At 59.5% G+C, this 17,921-nt stretch carries 16 protein-coding genes; 3 read left to right on the forward strand and 13 right to left on the reverse strand.

All coding sequences use genetic code 11. The features are described 5' to 3' along the window. Positions 1-5: 5 nt before the first annotated feature. From JFT86_RS19435 to JFT86_RS19450, 4 genes are all read right to left on the reverse strand, one after another. The gene (locus JFT86_RS19435) at positions 6-2,852 is read right to left on the reverse strand and encodes a PAS domain S-box protein (RefSeq protein ID WP_201238619.1); all 2,847 of its coding nucleotides are present in this window, start codon (positions 2,850-2,852) and stop codon (positions 6-8) included. A gap of 215 nt (positions 2,853-3,067) precedes the next feature. Further along, the gene (locus tag JFT86_RS19440) at positions 3,068-4,606 is read right to left on the reverse strand and encodes a cryptochrome/photolyase family protein (RefSeq protein ID WP_201237963.1); all 1,539 of its coding nucleotides are present in this window, start codon (positions 4,604-4,606) and stop codon (positions 3,068-3,070) included. 104 nt (positions 4,607-4,710) lie between these two features. Beyond that, positions 4,711-5,835: an alkene reductase gene (locus JFT86_RS19445; protein WP_201237964.1), complete on the reverse strand. Its 1,125-nt coding sequence runs from the start codon at positions 5,833-5,835 to the stop codon at positions 4,711-4,713. Positions 5,836-5,941: 106 nt separating this feature from the next. Continuing rightward, the gene (locus JFT86_RS19450; protein WP_201237966.1) at positions 5,942-6,619 is read right to left on the reverse strand and encodes a type 1 glutamine amidotransferase domain-containing protein; all 678 of its coding nucleotides are present in this window, start codon (positions 6,617-6,619) and stop codon (positions 5,942-5,944) included. A gap of 210 nt (positions 6,620-6,829) precedes the next feature. Between JFT86_RS19450 and JFT86_RS19455 the strand changes: the two genes are divergently transcribed. Then, positions 6,830-7,414 carry a TetR/AcrR family transcriptional regulator gene (locus JFT86_RS19455; RefSeq protein ID WP_201237968.1) on the forward strand — a complete coding sequence of 195 codons (585 nt, stop codon included), beginning with the start codon at positions 6,830-6,832 and terminating at the stop codon, positions 7,412-7,414. Between the two features lie 57 nt (positions 7,415-7,471). Here the strand turns inward: JFT86_RS19455 and JFT86_RS19460 are convergent, their stop codons facing one another. The 7 genes from JFT86_RS19460 to JFT86_RS19490 all read right to left on the reverse strand — a co-directional run bounded on the left by JFT86_RS19460 (position 7,472) and on the right by JFT86_RS19490 (position 14,243). Continuing rightward, positions 7,472-9,910 (reverse strand): TonB-dependent siderophore receptor, encoded by a 2,439-nt coding sequence (locus JFT86_RS19460; protein WP_201237969.1) that lies wholly within the window; start codon positions 9,908-9,910, stop codon positions 7,472-7,474. A gap of 99 nt (positions 9,911-10,009) precedes the next feature. Further along, complete coding sequence (locus tag JFT86_RS19465) at positions 10,010-10,978, reverse strand: FecR family protein (RefSeq protein ID WP_201237971.1); 969 nt, start codon at positions 10,976-10,978, stop codon at positions 10,010-10,012. Further along, positions 10,975-11,481 carry a sigma-70 family RNA polymerase sigma factor gene (locus JFT86_RS19470; RefSeq protein WP_201237973.1) on the reverse strand — a complete coding sequence of 169 codons (507 nt, stop codon included), beginning with the start codon at positions 11,479-11,481 and terminating at the stop codon, positions 10,975-10,977. The genes JFT86_RS19465 and JFT86_RS19470 overlap by 4 nt, the downstream gene beginning before the upstream one ends. A 96-nt stretch (positions 11,482-11,577) precedes the next feature. Further along, on the reverse strand, positions 11,578-12,501 hold the full coding sequence (locus JFT86_RS19475; protein ID WP_201232731.1) for a LysR family transcriptional regulator: 924 nt from the start codon (positions 12,499-12,501) through the stop codon (positions 11,578-11,580). A gap of 112 nt (positions 12,502-12,613) precedes the next feature. Next, positions 12,614-13,324, reverse strand: a complete 711-nt coding sequence (locus tag JFT86_RS19480; RefSeq protein WP_201232730.1) for an SDR family oxidoreductase — start codon at positions 13,322-13,324, stop codon at positions 12,614-12,616. Positions 13,325-13,374: 50 nt separating this feature from the next. Then, the gene (locus JFT86_RS19485; RefSeq protein WP_201232729.1) at positions 13,375-14,031 is read right to left on the reverse strand and encodes a DsbA family oxidoreductase; all 657 of its coding nucleotides are present in this window, start codon (positions 14,029-14,031) and stop codon (positions 13,375-13,377) included. Then, positions 14,028-14,243 (reverse strand): 4-oxalocrotonate tautomerase family protein, encoded by a 216-nt coding sequence (locus JFT86_RS19490; protein ID WP_201232728.1) that lies wholly within the window; start codon positions 14,241-14,243, stop codon positions 14,028-14,030. The genes JFT86_RS19485 and JFT86_RS19490 overlap by 4 nt, the downstream gene beginning before the upstream one ends. A 242-nt stretch (positions 14,244-14,485) precedes the next feature. On the opposite strand from JFT86_RS19490, the gene JFT86_RS19495 reads away from it, so the two are divergent. Beyond that, the gene (locus JFT86_RS19495; protein WP_201237975.1) at positions 14,486-15,103 is read left to right on the forward strand and encodes a hypothetical protein; all 618 of its coding nucleotides are present in this window, start codon (positions 14,486-14,488) and stop codon (positions 15,101-15,103) included. A gap of 113 nt (positions 15,104-15,216) precedes the next feature. Beyond that, on the forward strand, positions 15,217-15,576 hold the full coding sequence (locus JFT86_RS19500; protein ID WP_201232725.1) for a hypothetical protein: 360 nt from the start codon (positions 15,217-15,219) through the stop codon (positions 15,574-15,576). 329 nt (positions 15,577-15,905) lie between these two features. On the opposite strand, the gene JFT86_RS19505 is transcribed toward JFT86_RS19500, so the two are convergent. Next, entirely contained in the window at positions 15,906-16,601 is a 696-nt protein-coding gene (locus JFT86_RS19505) for a tRNA (adenine(22)-N(1))-methyltransferase TrmK (RefSeq protein ID WP_347340313.1), read from the reverse strand. A 115-nt stretch (positions 16,602-16,716) separates the two neighbouring features. Beyond that, complete coding sequence (locus tag JFT86_RS19510; RefSeq protein ID WP_201237977.1) at positions 16,717-17,766, reverse strand: NAD(P)-dependent alcohol dehydrogenase; 1,050 nt, start codon at positions 17,764-17,766, stop codon at positions 16,717-16,719. Positions 17,767-17,921: the final 155 nt, after the last annotated feature.

Raw genomic sequence — 17,921 nt, forward strand, 5'->3', positions numbered from 1 at the left:
CAGCCTCACTCGATGTTGGTGGACATCAGATTGCTGACCCGGGCCACCAGGGTATCGACGGCAAAAGGCTTGGTCAGGACCTGCATGCCCGGCCCGAGTTGGCCGCCACCGATCACCGCGTTTTCGGCGTAGCCGGTGATGAACAAGGTCTTCAGTTTCGGTCGGATTTCCCGGCCCGCATCGGCCATTTGCCGTCCGTTCATGCCACCGGGCAAACCGACATCGGTGATGAGCAAATCGATGTGTACACGGGATCGCAACGTTTCCAGACCCTCGACACTGTCGGCGGCCTCCAGCACGGTATAGCCAAGTTCGCTGAGGACATCCTTGAGCAACATCCGCACGCTGGGTTCGTCGTCGACGATCAACAGGGTCTCACCGGCCTTCGCCACCGGCGTCGCGGTGCTGTGGGTGGCATCATGATTTTGTTGGGCCTCACCACGATAGCGTGGCAGGTAAATGCACATCGTCGTGCCTTGACCGACTTCAGAGTGCACACGCACCTGACCGCCCGATTGCTTGGTGAAACCATAGATCATCGACAGCCCAAGTCCCGTGCCCTGACCGAGCGGTTTGGTGGTGAAAAACGGGTCGAAGGCCTTGGCGATGACTTCGGCGCTCATACCGGTGCCGGTGTCCGTGACGCAGAGACACAGGTACTCGCCTTCGGGCAGATCGAGGGTTTGCGCAGACTGCACCGCAATCGATCGGTTGGAGGTTTCCACCGTGATGCGCCCACCATCGGGCATGGCGTCGCGGGCGTTGATGCACAGATTCAGAAGGGTGTTTTCCAGTTGACTGGCGTCCACCAGTGCCGGCCACAGATCGGGGGCCGCCAGCGTCTTCAAGCGAATGCTCGGGCCGACGGTGCGCTGGATCAACTCGGTCATCCCGACAATCAGCGTGTTGACGTCGGTCGGACGCGGGTCGAGCGTCTGGCGGCGGGAGAACGCCAGGAGACGATGGGTCAGGGCGGCTGCACGACGGGTCGCGCCTTGAGCGGTGACCATGTACTTGTCGACGTCTTTCAGGCGGCCCTGAGCGATGCGTTTTTCCATCAGCTCCAGCGCTGCCGATATGCCGGCCAGCAGGTTGTTGAAGTCATGGGCCAGACCACCGGTCAACTGCCCGACTGCTTCCATTTTCTGTGATTGCCGCAGTTTCTCTTCGGCCTGCATGAGATCGGCCGTACGCGCCGACACGCGTTGTTCGAGGGTGTCGTTGAGCGCGCGTAACGCCGCGTTGGCGCGGTCACGTTCGGCTTCGACGTTGCGCCGCTCCTCGACATCGATCAGCACGCCGGGGAACCGCAGGGGGGTGCCGTCGTCTGCGCATTCGACGCGGCCGTTGGCTTCGATCCAGTTGTATTTTTCATCGGCGCCGCGCACCCGGTACTGATGGGAATAAGCGCCGCCGCGGGCAATCGCTGCAGTGATCGCGCCGGTGAGTCCGTCGCGGTCGTCGGGGTGCACGGTCATCGCCACTTGTTCCAGGCTCAGGCCGTCGCGACCCAGCGCCGGGTCAAGGTTGAATACGCGGGCAAAGCCTTCGTCCACGGCGAAGCGATCGTTCGGCAGATCCCAGTGCCAGGTGCCGATAATGGCGCCAGCGGCGAGGGCGAGTTGTACGCGCTCGACGTTTTCCCGGGCGACGGCTTCGCTGATTCGCAGTCGCTCCTCAGCGTCGCGGCGTGCGGTGACGTCGCTGAAAAAGATCGCGATCTGTCGATCCTCGGGGGCACCCACGCGAACGGCGCGCACGTCGAACCAGCGCTCAAAGGTGTTGGCGTAACTTTCGAAATTCGCCGGTTCGCCGGTCTTGGCGACGTGGCCGTAAGTTTCGAACCAGAAGCTTTCCAGATTCGGCGCGAACTCGGTCACCCATTTGCCGCGCAGATTGACCCCGCACTGACGCTCGAATGCCGGGTTGGCCTCGACGAAGAAGTAATCCACCGGGCGGTCGTCGGCGTCGAATTTGACTTTGACGATGGCGAAAGCCGCTTCGATGGTTTCCAGAATGGTGCTGAAGCGCTCTTCGCTCAGGCGCAACGCGGTTTCGGCACTGCGCGAGCGGGTCAGGTCGAGCATCGCGCCGATCATGCGTTCGGCTTTGCCGTCGGCGTTGCGGATCAAGTGGCCGCGATCGAGCACCTCGGCGTACGACCCGTCTTCGCAGCGGAAGCGATATTCGGCGCTCCAGGTCGATTCGCTGCCGGCAATCGCCGAACGGATCGAGGCCTGGACGCTGTCGCGATCCTGCGGGTGCATCTGGGCAAAGCGCCAATCACTGCTCGAATTGATGGCGGCGGGCGGGAATCCATAGGCTTGCTGCAATGCTTCGTTCCAGACGATCTGTCCGGTTTGCAGATCCCAGTCCCAGACCGCATCGCGGGTCGCCTTGACCGCCAGACGATAGCGCTCTTGAGTCTCGAAGAGTGCGCGTCCGGCCAGATGTTCGTCGGTGCGATCACGGAGGATTTTCACAAAGCCCAGATGCGCCTGATTGTCCGCGTACAGCGGCATCAGCTCACCCGATGCCCAGAACAGTTGGCCGTCCTTGTGCAGATGCCAGCGCTCATCCGAGGCACGTCCTTCGAGCAACGCGCGCTGCATTTCCAGTCCGACACGGCCGGCGGCACGATCCGCCGGAGTGAAAAAGCGCTCGGCGCTCTGGCCGAGCATTTCCTCGGCGGTCCAGCCCATGACATTGGCGGCACCGGAGTTCCATTCGGTGATGATGCCCAGTGGATCGGTGACGACCATGGCGAAATCCACCGCGCATTCGAAGATTGCCCGCTGACGTGCCTCGCTGCTGGCGAGCGCGATCCGGCTGGCAGCAAGTTGCGTGGCCATGTCGAATTGAGCGGCGGCTGGCGAAGCCACTGCGCCGCTTTCGAGTGCCTGGCGCAGACGCAGGACCTCTGATTCAAGCGCCTCACGAGTAAGATGTTTCAGGGATTCCACCACTCATGCCTTATTGATTGTTGTGCTCTGAGCTCATTCAACGTACTGCAAACGAACACTCTGGATCACCCATTGACACGGCGCCTCATGCTTAAGTTGCAGCTTCAAAACGACTGACCGTTATCCAGCCTGTCGAGCAGCCCCTGGCCACGCTGCCAAAGTGCCTGTTGCTTGTCCGCAGACATGCGGTCGAGGTTTTTGTAGAGCATGCCCATGCGTTGATTGCTTCGCAGAGCATCGCCATGACGCATCAGGAAATGCCAGTAAAGAGAATTGAAAGGGCAGGCGTCATCAGTGGTGCTTTCAGTCACTTTGTAAGCACAGCCGCGACAATAATCGGACATTCGCTTGATGTACTGGCCGCTCGCGCAGTAGGGCTTGGAACCGAGATAACCACCGTCGGCATGCATCACCATGCCTAATGTGTTGGGCAGCTCGACCCAGTCGAAAGCGTCCATGTAAATGGCCAGATACCACTCGCAGATCTGCTTCGGCGCAATACCGGTCAGCAAGGCGAAATTGCCGGTCACCATCAGCCGATGGATATGGTGGGCATAGGCGTGTTTCAGGCTTTGACCGATGGCCTGACGCATGCAATTCATCTGCGTGTCACCGGTCCAGTAGAACTCCGGTAATGGCCTGCTGTTCCCGAATGCATTGCCCTCGGCGTAGTCGGGCATCTTCAGCCAGTACACGCCACGCACGTATTCACGCCAGCCGATCAATTGCCGAATGAAGCCTTCGGCGGCATTCAGGGCAACGCTGCCTGACCAATAAGCGGCCTCCACGTCGCTGCACAGCTGACGCAGATCGAGCAGCCCGATGTTGAGCGCAGCGCTGATCCGCGCATGAAACAGAAACGGTTCGTCGCTGGCCATGGCGTCCTGATAATCGCCAAAACCGGCCAGGCCGAAATCCACGAAGTATTCCCACAACGCCTGAGCATCGGCGTGTGTCACCGGGTAGTTGAAGTCGTCTACGGAACCGTAGTGGCTGGCAAAGCGATTTTTAACCAGCGCGATGACTTCATGGGTGATGGCGTCTGTAGCGAAGTTGATTGGGTAGGGCGGCTTGACGCTTTTGGGTAGCGACTTGCGATTGTCGGCGTCGAAATTCCACGCGCCGCCAATCGGCGTGCCGTCACCGTTGAGCAGCAGTCGACTCTTGCGGCGCATCTCGCGATAGAAGAATTCCATGCGCAGCTGTTTTTTACCGGCCGCCCAGTCGGCGAATTCGCCGCGCGTGCAGAGAAAACGGCTGTCGCTGTGCCAGTCAATCGGCAAGCCACAGTCCCTCAACGATTGCTCCAGACGCCAGTCGCCGGTTTCGGTCAGGTGCACCTCGTCCGGCTGCAATAGCGCATGCCAGCGCTGCAACTCGCTGGGCGCGGTGCCGGTATTGTCTGGGTCGTCGAGCTTGACGTACTGCACCCGATAGCCCAGGCCGCGCAACGCCTGAGCAAAGTGCCGCATGGCGCTGAACACCAGCACGATCTTTTGCGGGTGATGAGGAACATGGCTGGCTTCCTCCATCACCTCTACCAGCAGAACGGTATCGCGTTCGCGATCCAGCCCCTGCAACGAGGCGAGATCGAAAGATAACTGGTCGCCGAGGACCAGGCACAGCCGGTGGGTTGCTTTCATGCGAACGGATTCAGCCTGATGAGAGGCAATAGAGTTAGCCAGCGGTCGAGGGGTCTTTGTTCAGATAGTTGTACGGAAATAGGATTTTGTATAGGTTTTTTTGATCAGCCGGGATACGCCGGGTAATCGACGTAACCTTCAGCAGTGCCGCCGTAAACCGTGGCCGGGTTGAGGGCGTTCAACGGCCAGTCGTTGGCGAGTCGCGCCGGCAGATCCGGGTTGGCCATGAACGGGCGACCGAAGGCGACCAGGTCGGCGAGGCCGGAGTCGAGTAACCGCGCCCCGGATTCAGCGTTGTAACGCCCGGCGTAAATGATCGCGCCGCTGAAGGTTTCGCGTACCGCTTGGCGGAAGGTTTGCGGCATGGCGGGCGCATCGTCCCAATCGGCTTCGGCGATAGACAGATAGGCGATGCCGACCGTCTCGAGGATTTTGATCGCTTCAATGTAAGTGGTGTGGGGATCTTCCTCGACCATGCCCAGATACGTCCGCGCTTCATCGGTGGTGCTGAACAGCGGCGCGAAACGCACACCGACTTTTTCCTTGCCGATGCATTCGGCGACGCCGGCCACCACTTCGCGCAGAAAACGCAGACGGTTGGGCAACGAGCCGCCGTACTGATCGGTGCGCAGGTTGCTGTGGGCGGAGATGAACTGGTTGACCAGATAACCGTTGGCGCAGTGCAGTTCGATGCCGTCGAAGCCGGCCTCCATTGCGTTGCGTGCGGCCTGAATATACAGCTGAACCAGTTCCTCAACTTCGTCGGTGCTCAATGCGCGAGGTGTCGACGGCGGCACCAGTTCACCAGTGCCGGGCGCGGTTTCGATGAACACGCTGACCCGCTCGGTGGCGACGGCGGAGGCCGAAACCGGCGCGGCGCCACCCGGTTGCAATGCGCTGTGGGACACGCGACCGACGTGCCAGAGTTGCGCAAAGATGACGCCGTCGACCGCATGCACGGCGTCGGTGACTTTGCGCCATCCGGCGATTTGCTCAGGTGTGTGAATGCCGGGTGTCCAGGCGTAACCCTGGCCTCGCGGTTCAATCTGCGTGCCCTCGGTCACCAGCAAACCGGCGCCGGCGCGCTGTTGGTAATACTCGGCCATCAATTCATTGGCGATGTTGCCCGGTTGGGTGCTGCGCTGGCGGGTGAGGGGCGGCAGGACGATACGGTTTTTCAGGGTGTGCAAGCCAAGCTTGGCGGGAGTGAAGTAAACGCTGTTGTTCATGGGGAACCTTGTGCAGGGATTTATTAGACCAGTCGTCTATTGATCGGGCAAAAAAAACACCGTGCGGCACGCGCACGGCGTTCGGGTGGTATCGACGCGGCAGATATCAGCCGAGCATCTTCAACAGTTTCTCGGCAACAGCGGCGGAGCTGGCCGGGTTCTGGCCGGTGACCAGTTGCCCATCGGCGACCACATGCACCTGCCAGTCAGCCACTTTGGAGTAACGGCCGCCGAGGCGCTGAAACTCGTCTTCGATCAGGAACGGCACCACGTCGGTCAGGCCAACAGCAGCCTCTTCCGAATTGGTGAAACCGGTGACTTCGCGATGCTGGATCAACGGTTTGCCTTGAGCATTCAAAACGTGACGCAGCACGCCCGGCGCATGGCAGACGAAACCGTGGGGCTTGTTGCTGCGGTCAAACGCTTCGATCAGGGCGATCGACTGCTTGTCTTCGGCCAGATCCCACAGTGGGCCGTGGCCACCTGGATAGAACACGGCGTCGAAATCATCTGCGCTTACATCGGCCAGGCGCCCGGTGTTGGCCAGTGCCTGCTGGGCTGCCGGGTCTTGGCGGAAGCGGTCGGTCTCGGCGGTCTGGGCGTCGGGCTCATCACTTTTCGGATCGAGCGGTGGCTGGCCGCCGGCTGGCGAAACCAGTGTGACGTCGGCGCCGGCGTCCTTGAAGGCGTAGTAGGGGGCGGCGAATTCTTCCAGCCAGAAGCCGGTTTTCTTGCCGGTGTTGCCGAGTTGATCGTGCGAAGTCAGAACCATCAAGATTTTCATAGAGCACCCTGGGGTTGATCGAGTGGCGTCACTGCGCAACGGATTTGCGCAGCGGCGACACCGGAAGATTGCATGTCGGAGCGCAGCATAGTTACCAATTAGACCAGTCGTCTAGTAATTTTTTATCCGAAGCTTTTTCAGTGACAGGTGTGGCAAACTTCCGTTCCTCTGAAATAAACGACTGGTCTATTGCCTGGTATTTTGCGCCCCATGAAACCGACCTACGACGATACCCGCCAACACTTGCTCGATACCGGCCACCGGATGATGGCCGAGAAGGGGTTCACCAGTGTCGGCCTCAATGAAATCCTGCAAACCGCCGGTGTGCCCAAGGGCTCGTTCTATCACTACTTCAAATCCAAGGAACTCTACGGCCAGGCCTTGCTTGCGGACTACTTTGTCAGTTATCTCGCTGACATGGAGCGGCGCCTGACATTGCCGGGGCTGAGTGCTTTTGAACGGCTGATGGATTACTGGCAGGGCTGGCAGGATCGCTGCACCCTCGAAGGTCACGGTGACGAGTGTCTGGTGGTGAAGCTCAGTGCCGAAGTCGCCGACCTGTCCGAGTCGATGCGCCTCACGTTGCGTGATGGTGCCGAACAAGTGGTCTCGCGCATCACCCTGTGCATCGAGCAGGGCCAGGCTGAAAAAAGCCTGCCCGGCGGCGATGCCCGTCATCTGGCGGAAACCCTGTATCAACTCTGGCTGGGGGCGAGCCTGCTGAACAAGTTGCAACGTACCGGGCAGTCGTTGAATACGTCGATGGCGACCACCCGGCAACTGTTGGCTGTTTGACGTTCAGGTTGATCCGCCGCAAACCGGCATCCGGCGGATCGACGCTGAACAGATGACTCAGAACTCCGGTGTGTATTTCACGCTGAACATCACGTTGCGCGGGTCGCCGAAGTTGTTGTTGCCGTTGAGCTGGTTGTAGGCAGCGGTGTAGTAGCGCTTGTCGAACAGGTTGTTGGCGTTCACCGCCAGACCGATTTCCTTGCTCAACTGGTAGCCGAGACGGGCGCTCCACACGGTGTAACCGGCGACGTCGTAGGTGTGTTCATAACCCAGCGTGTGGCTTTGAGTGGTGAATCCGAGGCCTGTGCTGACCCGTTCCCAGTCGCCGCTGAACTGGTAGTCGCCCCAGACCCGCAGCATGTGTTTCGGCGTCCAGGTGCTGAAGACTTTGCCTTCATTGTCCGGGTCATCGAGGTATTTGGTGGTGTTGTAGGTGTAGCCGGCAAACAGTTGCAGGTTGTTCAGGACTTCGCCGCTGATCTCGGCTTCGATCCCTTGACTGCGGACTTTGCCGGCGGCGTTGGAGCAATACCAACCGTCGCAGACCATGCCCGAAGCGAGGTCGTTGACGGCACGGTTTTCCTGGTCGTAGCGGAACAGCGCCAGCGAGGTGTTCACCCGGCCATCCAGCAATTCGCCCTTGAGCCCGACCTCATAGTTGCTGCCCACCACCGGTTTGAGCGCCGAGCCGCTCGCCGTTCGGTTGGTCTGCGGCTCGAACACGTCGGTGTAGCTGGCGTACACCGCCCACTCGCGGCTCAGGTCGTAGACGATGCCGGCATACGGTGTGACTTCGCCGGTTTCGTTCATGGTGCTTTCCGGTTGAGGGATCGCCACATTGCTGAAGGCTCTTTGCGTTGCGTACTTGTAGCTGTAATCGAACCAACTGACACGCGAGCCCAGCACCAGAGTCAGCGAGTCGATCGGTTTTACCCGCCAACTGCCATACAGGCCCTTCTGGCGAATGTCGTATTTGCTCGGCGTTCCTTGGCCGCCCGGTGTGTTCAGTAGCCCTTCGTAACTGATGTCCGGACGGTCATGGTCGATGTCGAAAATCGTGTCAGTAGTGTTGTTGTTAAAGGTTCGAGCGTATTTGTCGTCGGACGTGTACTTGGCGTAGTTACCGCCGAGCATGACTTCATGTTCCATCGACAAGGCTTCGAAGTGGCCGGTGACATTCATGTCCAGACCGAGTTTGGTCGCATCGAAATCGGTCACGAAGTCGGCGTATTGAATACCGCTGCCATCGGGCTTGATCCCGTCGCCGCTGGTTTGCAGACGCTGACTTTTGCCCTTGTTGGTTTCATCCATGCGCACGGCGCCGACCTTGAATGCCCAATCGTCATTGAAGCGGTGCTCCAGATCGGCGTAAAGCGTGGTGACGTCGATGTCCAGATGGTTCCAGCGCGCGCCGCCGTAGGTCGATCGCGGCACATTCAGCGGCTTGCCGTCGGAGTAGCGGGGCAGGCCACGGATCATCGGGCGTGACTCGCCATCAGAGTTGCTGATGGCCAGACCGAGCGTGGTGTCGTCGCGCAGATCGAAGTCCAGCGCGCCGTACAGCGAGTGGGTTTTACTCCATTCGTAATCGACGAACGACTGGCTCTGGTCCTCGTCGGCAACGAAGCGCCCGCGCACGGTGCCCGTCGAGTTCAGCGGGCCACCGGCATCCAGTTGCAGGCCGTAGTGATCCCAGGAGCCGGCCTTGCCGGTGATGGTCACGGTCGGCGCATTCTGACCGCGTTTGCGCACCAGATTGATCGCGCCACCGGGGCTGCCGGTGCCTTGTAGCAGGCCGGATGCACCACGGAGAATTTCCAGGCGATCAAAGAAAATCAGGTCCTGTGTCGCCCAGTTACCCAGGGCGTAAGAGTTACGCATGATCGGCACGCCGTCGTATTGCCAATCGTCGATCTGAAAACCGCGCGAGGTGAGGATCATGCCTTTGCCCACGCCCTGAACGCCAACCAGGCCAGTGGTCTTGTTGGCCGCGTCCTTGAGGTCGGTAAGGCCCTGATCGTCCATTTGCTTGCGGGTCATCACGGTGACCGACTGCGGAATCTCCTTGAGCGTGTGCGTGCCTTTGCCGATGGTCACGGCCTTTGCGGCGTAGGAACCGGAACCTTCGGTGGTAGCGCCGTAGCTGCGTTCAACGATGTTGGTGGCACCCAGTTGCAGCGCTGCGTTGCTGTCAGTGGCCGGCTCGACGCTGAAGTTGCCTTGCCCCGTGACGCGTAGCTGCAAACCGCTGCCCGACAGCGCCTTTTGCAGCGCTTGTTCAGCGGGCATCTGGCCGATCACCGCCGGCGCCCGTTTGCCTTGCACCAGCGCTGGCTCCAGCGAAATGATTTGCCCGCTCTGGCCGGCAATCGCATTGAGCGTGCTGGCGAGAGGGCCGGCTGGCAGGTTGAAACTCAGGTCTTGCGCCAGCGCTGAACTCGCCAGAGTTGCCAGGGCGACGGCGACGGGAAGGGTACGGGGCCACGTGTTGAGCACAACATTCTCCTGTTTGTTTTGAAGTGTCAGGAGATAGGAGGGATGAGAAATGAAAACCGGACACAAACAAGAACGATTTTCAAAAAAACTTTTCGCCCATCACTTTTTGCTGATCAATGTCAGCCAGGGACTGTAACGATTCACGCGAATCGGCAGGGTTTCGGCCAGCGCACCGAGGGTACGTTCGGGGTCGTCCAGCGGGAACACGCCTTGCACGCGCAGACCGCGAATCTCAGGTGCCACGCGGACGAAACCGCGATGGTAAGGACGCAGCGCTTCGACTACTTGCTCCAGCGACTCATCCAGCACATTCAAACGCCCGCTCAACCAGTCGGCGCGTCTACGCTCATCGCCGCTGGCCAATGTGATGCTGCGCGAGGAGAGCAGCGCTGCCTGGCCTTCATGAACGATTTGCGTGGTGCCGTCGAACAAACGGGCTTGCACGGAATGCTGCAGCACCACGAGGCGACTGGCGTCCTGTTCCTGAATGACCAGGAAACGCGTGCCCAGTGCACGCATTTCACCTTCGGCGGTGCGTACGATCAGCGGACGGCGCGGATCGGGTGCGACATCGATCACCAGTTCGCCGTGGCGCAGAATGACCACCCGCTGCTGATCATCGAAACGCAGATCCACCGCGCTGTCGGCGTTCAGGCTCAGGCGGCTGCCATCGGCCAGATTGAACGTCTGTCGCTGACCGCGCCCAGTGTGCAGGTCGGCCAGCAGCGTTTCACCCAAGCGGGTTTTACTGCCAAGAAACAGGCTGCCACCGAGCAGACCGAGGCCGGCGAGCATGCGCAAGGCGTCGCGGCGCGAAGCCTGTGGCTGCAACAAAACCTGACGCGCCTCACTCGCCTGGCCGGGCAGGCGTCGATCCAGCGTACGCACCGTGTTGAACGATCCGCCAAGGCGTTCCTGCAAGTTGTTCCAGGCCTGGCTGTGCGCGCGGTCCATCGCCAACCAGGCGTCGAAACGCTGTTGCAGTGCGGCATCCGGAGTGCCGGCGCGAAGCTTGACCATCCAGTCGATGGCCTGCTCGCTGATCGGGTCCAGGCGGGTTTTGCTCATGGCGCCATGTCGCACAGGTAGCACTGGCGCAAGGCCTGTTTCATGTAACGGCTCACCGTACGCTCCGACAGCCCCAGCTTCTGCGCAATCGCCACGTAGCTCAGCCCATCCAGTTGGCTGTAGAGGAACGTCGCCTTGACGATCAACGGCAAGCCGTCGATGGCCCGGTCGATAGCCACCAGTGCTTCGATCAATTGCAGTTGTTCTTCAGGGGAGGGCGCCAAGGCTTCGGGCAATGCCGAGAGGCGCTCAAGGTAAGCCTGTTCCAGCTTGCGTCGGCGATGGCGGTCGAAGATCAATCGACGCGCAATGGTCGAGAGGTAGGCCCGTGGCTGCTCGATGCTGTCGGGGTCAACGCGCGCCACCAACAACTGGCAAAACGTATCGGCGGCGGTGTCCTCGGCGTCCGCGTGGTTGCGCACCTGCCGATTGATGTGTTGCAGCAGCCAACGATGATGATCGCTGAAAAAGAATCCCAGCTTGCTGGACGGAAGAGAATGCACTGGTGAGCTTTCCAGATGTTAGTGAGAATCTCTCTCAATACTACCTGCGTGGCCAGAGCCAGTGCAATCGGTCTGTCGTGTCCGGCGTACTTGCCGTTAAAGCGCCGCCCATTGCTCGCGGTATTGCAGGAGGAAATCGACGAAGGCGCGCACGTGTTGCGGCACATAGCGGCCGTGTGGGTACAGCAAGGTGTAAGGCCTTGAGCGACCGCTATAGTTTTGAAGCACCTCTACGAGGCGGCCGTCCGCCAGTTCCTGTTCGACAATGAATTTATAAGTCTGGAACAGTCCCGCGCCATGTTTGGCCAAGGTTACGCCGCCGAGCACGTCGTCTGAGCAGGAGTAACCGCCGTCGGAAAACACCTCTCGGTCCTTGCCATCTTCCTGAAACAGCCAGGAAATCCGCCGCCCGCTGCTGGGCAATTCGAACTGGATGCACTCGTGCTGCGCCAGATCTTCCAGGGTCTGCGGCGCGCCCGCTTTGTGCAGATAGTCGGGCGATGCCACCACCACCAGTCTGGCGTCTTCAAGCAGGCGTGCAATCAGCGTCGAGTCCGGTTGTGCGCGGACACGGATCGCCAGATCGTAGCCCTCGGCGACGAAATCGATATTGCGATTACCCAAGTGGATGTCCACTGTGACTTCGGGGTAAAGCGCTCGAAATGCTGGCAGCAACGGCAGAATGCGATGATGCCCGTAAGTGGTTGGAAGACTGATGCGCAAGCGTCCCGACGCGGTCGTTTGCGCGCCCATGACTTCTTGTTGCGCCTCGACCAGTTGAGTCAGGGCCTGGCTGCACTGGACGAAAAAATTACGCCCAGCCTCGGTCAACCGAATGCTGCGCGTGGTTCTGGCGAAAAGCCGCGAACCGAGGCGTTGCTCCAGACGCAGAATCGATCGGCTCACCGCTGCCGGTGTCACCCCGGCTAGCTGTGCGGCAGCGGTGAAGCTGCCGGCCTCGGCGGCGAGGCAAAAGAGTTCGATACTGCCCAACTGCAAGTCATCAAAGTGGCGTTTCATAAAGGCGGACACCGAGTCTCAACGGACATTTCATCCCGGTGTTTACTACATGAAACGGCACCGCCGGTATACCCCGACAGTGCCGTTTCCTGATGCAGGGACAACCGAGCAATCAATGCCCGGCGCTCTGACCGCCATCGACGTGCAGGATCTCACCGGTGACGAAGTTCGCGCTGTCCAGATAGAGGATCGCTTGGACGATGTCGTCAATCTCGCCCATATGACCCAGCGGATGCAGGCTGCCCAACGCTTCGTGAGTCTCCACACCATGCATCGGCGTCTTGATGATGCCCGGCGACACGGCGTTGACCCGAATGCCGCGCTTGGCGTATTCGATGGCCAGCGATTTGGTTGCCGCGTTGATGCCGCCCTTGGTCAGCGAGGCCAGCACTGAAGGTACGCCGTCGATGGCATGGTCAACCAGACTAGTGGTCACGCTGACGATGTGGCCGCTGTTGTGCTTCTCCATCTCGGCAATCGCCAGTTGCGAGATGTGGAAAAAGCCGCTCATGTTGGTGGCCACGACCTGGGCGTAATCCGCCTGGCTGTACTCGGTGAATGGCTTCGCGACAAAGATGCCCGCGTTGTTGACCAGCGTGTCGATGCGACCGAAACGGGCCATGGCTTGGCGAATCACGCGCTCGGCGGTGGCAGGGTCAGCGATGTCGCCAGCGACGGTCAGAATGTCCGGATCCGTAGACGGCTGGATTGAACGGGATGTCGCGACCACTTGAAAACCGCGCTCACGGAAGCCTTTGACGAGGCCTGCGCCAATGCCGTGAGATGCGCCGGTAATCACTACGACTTTATTGGACGTGCTCATGATGATTCCTCATGTAATCGAGATGAATTGAGTGAACAGATTTTCAAGGGTCAGACGTGAGCGACAACCTGCGCCGCCTGGAGCAGCGCTTGCCGGTAATCAGCGACCGATTGCGATCCGGACAGGAGGTGCCGGTCGTTGATGATCATCGCCGGGACCGACTGGACGCCGCGTTGCTGATAAAACGCTTCAAGTTCGCGGACTTCGCGAGTGAACTCCGCCGAGGCCAGCACGGCTTCTGCACGCTGGCTATCGAGCCCCGCGTCCTTGGCCTGATTCACCAGCGTCTGGCGGTTATCCGGGTTTTTTCCATCCGTGAAGTAAGCCCGCAACAGGACTTTTTTCAGTGCGCGCTGGCGCCCCTGTGTCGAGGCCCAGAACAGCAAACGGTGGGCATCGAACGTGTTGTAAAAATGACTGCGTTTTTCCAGGTCGAAGCGAAAGCCGATCTCCTCACCGCGTTGAATGATCATCGCGTTGCGCTGCGCCACTTGCTCCGCGGTGCGACCGTATTTGCGCATCATGTGCTCGATAGCGGGTTCGCCAGCCGCGGGCATGTCCGGATTCAGTTCGAACGGCTTGTAGCTCAGTTCCACCTCGACTTCGCCCGCCAGACTCTCGATCGCTTGCTCAAGTGCAGTAACGCCAAGCGCGCACCATGGGCAGACGACGTCCGAGACAACATCGATTTTCACCACCCGGCTCATGATGGCGAGTCCGACAACTGTTTGCGGTACTCCGTGGTCGTCATGCCGGCGTAACCCCAGTTATCGGTGTCGACTTCCTCGATGACGATGTGCGTGAGTTTCGGATCCTTGTTGAGCACCCGTTCCATCGTTTCCGTGATCTCCTTGATCACTTGGGCTTTCTGCTCGCGGGTGACGCCATCACGAGTGATGCGCACGCTGATGAAAGGCATTTGAGTCTCTCCAGTGGCCAACCTGTCGGATTGACGGGCTGCTGTTGGAGAGAACTTTAAGAAGTTGCAGGGGGTTGATAAATGGGGTTTCAGGTACATCATTTGTGATGTGGTGTATCAAATGCCAAGAACACAGAGCCGGCCTTTGGACCCCATTCGGCGATAAAACGACGGGGGCGGGTAAGTCAAGTCTGCCTAAACGAGGGGCGCTGCCATAACATCGCGGTCTTACGGAGCAATCGATGATCGATGAAGAACAGCTAGTGGATCTTTATGAAGCCGGCGATGCGCTGGCTGGCGGAGATAGCAGTGCAATGCAACGTTTACTTCCACACATGAAAAACCGCGAGTCGTACAGCGACATCCCCGTGCTGTTCTACGTCGCTGAAAACGTGAAGACACTCGATTTTCTTGCGGAAAATGACGTGGATTTTTTTCAAAAAAACAGCTTGGGCGGTGGCAGTTTGCTGCATCGCACGGCGCTGGAAAGTGATGATTCCGTCTTCGCATGGGTACTCGGCTGGTACAAAACCCACAACCTGATTGACGTCCCTGATGACGCGGGCGTTACGACGTTGTCGGCACTTTTGAAACTCGGCCCGATAGAGCGTGCAAGTCAATTGATCGACGCTGGAGCAAGCGTTGGCTCAGTGGCAAACAACGGTCTGACCCCGGCGCGACAAGCCGTTTTCCATATGGGAGAAGAAGCGCAGGCAATTGAAGGTCTGAAGATACTTCTAGCGCATGGATTGACCGTGGGTGCGGATGAGGCCGTCTATTTGGCGGACGCCGCGCGAAGCATTGAGAGACCCGTGCTTGCCCATTGGATTGAGGATTGCTTTCAGGAAGTAATACGTTGATATGTTCCGCTAGGTTCAAAACTCGTGCGGCAGGGCTTAAAGGCATGCAGTTCACGCCGTTGGAAAACGTGCTCTGGTCGGCCGGCAAACCAATTTGAAACAGGGACTTGTTTATGCAAAAGGCTGATTCTGTAACGCCGGACCCTTCGCAGCAGCAGGTGTGCGACAAATATGCGCTGACACCACACCCTCCCGAGACGATGGTGGCCATTGCCCTGGACACTCTGCACAAATCACCGATTTACGGGAGCAGAATCACCTTACCCGAGGGCGGCACAGTCAGTTGGTTCATTCACTGCGGTGAGCACTCGTCGGCCATTGATTTTTATCAAACGCTGCACGCAAGCCATTTGGTCGACGAGTTGCCGGAAGTGCTGAAGTATCTTTTCCTGCCCGAAGGATCCAGGTTCATTATCGACAGAGACGGCTACGAAGACGTCTGGATGGCGGCAGCGGAATCGTCTGCCGATTGAAAGTGCAGAGCGTCACGCCACCAGTGAAAGCTATCCTTTGAGCACGAATATGACTGATGTTTTTCACAAGATTATTTTCAAGCTAACGCCTGACGAAGATGATTACCCACCCTTCGCGGCTGAGTCGGTATGGGGCATCTACCGAGGGGATGACGTTTACGAGATCGACAACACACCGTATGGACTTGATTGTCCTGAATGGCGATCTCATACAAACCGTGTAAGTCCAGACGTTGCAGTGAGCCAAGCAGGAAAGAGCCCAAACGCATTCAATCGCTTGATATCGACCTTGGCGCGAATACTCTGAGCAATGCCTGTTTCTATCCGGCTCAGGCCAGCATTTCGCTGATCCATCGTACTTGCCGGGCCACGTCTTGCACCTTCGCCTCTGGCAAAGCCTGCTGCGCCCGAGCGAACTGGGCCAGCGTCTTCTGCTTTTCATGCAGCCGGTGTTGCCACTTGTTCAGGAACTGCGGACTGCGCGCCTGCATCTGCAGCGGGCCGAAGTACAGTTCTTGATCGGTGTAGACCACTGACTCTGCACGTTCAGCGACGATGATTTCGTAGTCGAAACGGTTTTCCCGCAGCAGTTCCTCACGGAGGATGCGGTAGCCGTTTTCCATCAGCCATTGCCGCAGTGGCTGCTCACCGCCGTTGGGTTGCAGGATCAAGCGCTCCTCGCCACTCAACCGCGCCTTGCCGCTGTCGAGAATGTCGCGGATCGTCTCGCCACCCATGCCACAGATACTGACGGCGGTGATCCCGTCGCCAGGCTCGATTGCCGCCAGACCATTGGCCAGGCGCACGCTGATATGTTGCTGCAGGTCGTTGTCACGCACCGTGCGTTCGGCCGCATGAAAGGGCGTCGACGCCACCTCTCCGGCCACGGCTGCAGCAATCACCCCGCGACGCATCAGCGCCACCGGCAGATAGCCGTGATCCGAGCCGATATCGGCCAGCCTTGCGCCGATCGGCACATGCGCGGCCACGCGCTCCAGGCGCATGGACAAAGTCTGTTCGTTCAACGGCAACCCCTGCTCATTACAAGATTGCGGCAGCGATGGCCGCAAAAGGGGTGCGACTTTGTCGAGCAACGCGGTGCCTGTCAAATCCCGGCGACGAGGATCACGGTGCGAGCCTTCAGCCCGCCAGCGTCGCGTTATCGATCACGAAGCGATATTTCACGTCACCCTTGAGCATGCGCTCGTAGGATTCGTTGATCTGGTCAGCACTGATCAGTTCGATGTCGGAGACGATGCCGTGTTCGGCACAGAAATCCAGCATCTCCTGAGTTTCCGGGATGCCGCCGATCATCGAACCGGCAATGGTGCGGCGTTTCATAATCAGGTTGAACACGTTTGGCGAGGGATGCGGCGAGGCGGGCGCGCCGACTAGCGTCAACGCACCATCGCGCTTGAGCAGCACGAGAAACGCATCGAGATCGTGCGGGGCCGCGACGGTATTGAGGATGAAGTCAAAACTCTTGGCATGCGCCGCCATCTCTTCGGCATTGCGCGACACGACAACCTCATCGGCGCCCAGTTGTTTTGCCGCTTCGCGTTTCGATTCGGACGTGGTGAACGCCACGACATGCGCGCCCATGGCATGGGCCAGTTTGATACCCATGTGACCGAGGCCACCGATGCCGACCACGCCGACTTTTTTGCCCGGCCCGGCATTCCAATGACGCAGCGGCGAGTAGGTGGTGATCCCCGCGCAGAGCAGCGGCGCGACGGCTGCCAGTTGCGCCTCGGGATGGCGGATGCGCAGCACATAACGCTCATGCACGACGATGTTTTGCGAATAGCCGCCAAGCGTCCAGCCGGGGGCATCCGGCGTCGGGAAGTTGTAGGTGCCGATCATGCCGTCGCAGTAGTTTTCCAGACCGGTTTCGCAGTCGTCGCAATGTTTGCAACTGTCGACGATGCAGCCGACCCCGACCAGATCACCGACTTTGAAATCCGCGACGTGTGCGCCGACGGCCGAGACGCGCCCGACGATTTCATGGCCCGGCACGCAGGGGAATTGCGTGCCTGCCCATTCGGCGCGCACCTGATGCAAGTCCGAATGGCAGATGCCACAGAAGGCGATGTCGATCTGCACGTCGTGGGCGGCCGGCGCGCGGCGGTTGATCTGCATTGGCTCAAGGGGTTTGTCGCCAGCGTGGGCACCGTAGGCTTGTACGAGCATGGGAACGTCCTCAATGGGTATGTCGGATGCCCATCTTTGCTGTTTTGCGCGGCGAGGGAATAGTGCATTCCTGTGCAATGCTTGCCTGATCCTGCGAGGCCTTGTGACGTTGCGCAGACAGACGACCGCAGTGTTTGCAGGTAATCTGCCGGTTC

The sequence above is a fragment of the Pseudomonas sp. TH06 genome (genome assembly GCF_016651305.1).
Lineage (GTDB): Bacteria > Pseudomonadota > Gammaproteobacteria > Pseudomonadales > Pseudomonadaceae > Aquipseudomonas.